The sequence below is a fragment of the Bradyrhizobium sp. P2_E8 genome (genome assembly GCF_056403875.1).
Genome location: NZ_JBFUES010001241.1, coordinates 1 through 1,903, shown reverse-complemented (window position 1 = coordinate 1,903; position 1,903 = coordinate 1). Strand labels below are relative to the sequence as shown.

At 66.8% G+C, this 1,903-nt stretch carries 2 protein-coding genes; one reads left to right on the top strand and one right to left on the bottom strand.

Annotated elements, in window-relative coordinates:
* Positions 1–99: 99 nt before the first annotated feature.
* Positions 100–1,266 carry an acyl-CoA dehydrogenase family protein gene (locus tag AC1D00_RS39095; RefSeq protein WP_477014354.1) on the top strand — a complete coding sequence of 389 codons (1,167 nt, stop codon included), beginning with the start codon at positions 100–102 and terminating at the stop codon, positions 1,264–1,266.
* Between the two features lie 6 nt (positions 1,267–1,272).
* On the opposite strand, the gene AC1D00_RS39090 is transcribed toward AC1D00_RS39095, so the two are convergent.
* Positions 1,273–1,903: RDD family protein (locus AC1D00_RS39090; protein WP_477014353.1), on the bottom strand; the 631-nt coding region annotated here is incomplete at its 5' end.

Sequence of the window (1,903 nt, the reverse complement as noted above, 5' to 3'; positions counted from 1 at the left end):
TGCCTGGATGAAGCGCGGGGATGTGATCTTGATCCTCCCCGCCAAATAGATCACCATCGTCTCCTGACCGCTCACAACAGAATGGGCGAGGAAACGCGCATGAACGCAACTCCCGGCGTTGGTCTGGTCGAACGTGCCCGCGCCCTGGCGCCGCTGATCGCGGGCGAGGCCGACGAGATCGAACGGACGCGGCGGTTGACGCCTGATGTCGTCGCCGCGCTGATCGAGAACGGGCTCTATCGCGCGCTGCTGCCGCAGAGCCTTGGCGGCGCCGAGGTTCCGATCGACGCCTTCATGCAGATGCTGGAGGAGATCGCGAAGGCGGATGCCTCCACAGCCTGGTGTCTCGGCCAGTGCGGTGTCTGCGCGATGATCGCGGCTTCGCTCGATCACGACACCGCGCATGAGATCTTCAACACGCAGCCGGGTATCCTCGCCTGGGGTGCGATCGCGCATGAGGCGCGCGCGGTCGAGGGCGGCTATCGCGTCACCGCGCGCTGGGATTTTGCCTCTGGCTCGCGGCAGGCGAGCTGGCTGGGGGCGCATGTCCGCATCGTCGGTGCCGACGGTGTGCCGCGCAAAAATGCCGATGGCTCGCCGGAGGTGCGCACCATCCTGTTTCCGGCCACCAGCGCCGTGCTGCATGACGTGTGGCAGGCGATCGGGCTCGCCGGCACCGGCACGGATTCATACGAGGTGAGCGACCTCTTCATCCCCGAGCGCTTCACCGCGTTTCGTGACGTGCCGTCCGCGCTGCGCGAGCGGGGTCCACTCTACAGGATCGGCACCGGCTCGACCTTTAGCTTGGGCTTTGCCGCAGTGTCGCTCGGCGTGGCGCGCGCCACGCTGGATGCAGGAATCGCGCTGGCGCGGGCAAAGCACCAGTCGCTCGCGGTGAGCACCATGCGCGACAACCAGGCGGTCCAGGGCCTGATCGGCCGCACCGAGGGCGACCTTCGCGCCGCGCGCACCTATCTCTATGCGACCGCGAGTGCGATGTGGCGCGACCTGTCTGCGACCGGCGAATTCAGCGCGGCGCATCGCAGCGCGGTTCGCCTCGCTGCGACCTGGACCATCCATCAGTCGGCGCGCGTGGTCGACGCCGCCTACCACATGGCCGGCGCCACGGCCGTGTTCCGCAGCAATCCGTTCGAACGGCGGTTCCGCGACATGCACGCCATCGCGCAGCAGATCCAGGCGCGCGACACGCATTACGAGGATGTCGGGAAGGCGATTTTGTCCGGCGGCGTCGACGCCGGCCGCTGAATTTGCCTACGCCTTGCGTGCGCCGAGCAGGCGGCCTCGCCAGCCCATGCCAATCACCAGGGCGATCATCAGGAGGAACGCTGCGGCGACGGCGAAGTCGACGATGCGGTCGCCTCCCGAGCAAATGTCCTGATAGACGCAGGCGCGGGACAGGATGCCGCCCCGGAGCAGGCCGGCGAGCACTCCGAAATAAAGCAAGACGCTGAGCGCGAGATAGACCACCGTCACAAGCGCGCGCCGCAGCCGCGACGGCATCGCCGGGTCATCCTCACGCCGCTCCGTGACGAACTGGCCGGGATTCGCCTTGGCGGGATCGCGGATCTGGACGGTCGAATGCGTGAGCAGATCGTGAACCGCCTGGTTGCGGCGCGTGGCAGCCATGACCACGAACGAATACCAGCCCAGCACGCTCTTCACGACGAAACGTGCAAGCGCCTTGGCAAAACTCAAATTGCCGCCACGATCGTCAACGACGCGCAAGTTCGTCCAGATATGCCCGAGCGTTCCGCCTGCGCACCAGACCATCACGGGCTCGTAGAGCACCAGGATGACGACGACTGCGACGCCGAGGATCCGGCTCAGTCCATCGCTCGCGACATTGCTCGCGACCGCCAGGGCGCCGAACAGCATGGCCATT

Bases quoted from the DNA above. Each gene is read 5' to 3' on its own strand.
- AC1D00_RS39095 (WP_477014354.1), top strand. From the start codon at position 100: ATGAACGCAACTCCCGGCGTTGGTCTGGTCGAACGTGCCCGCGCCCTG.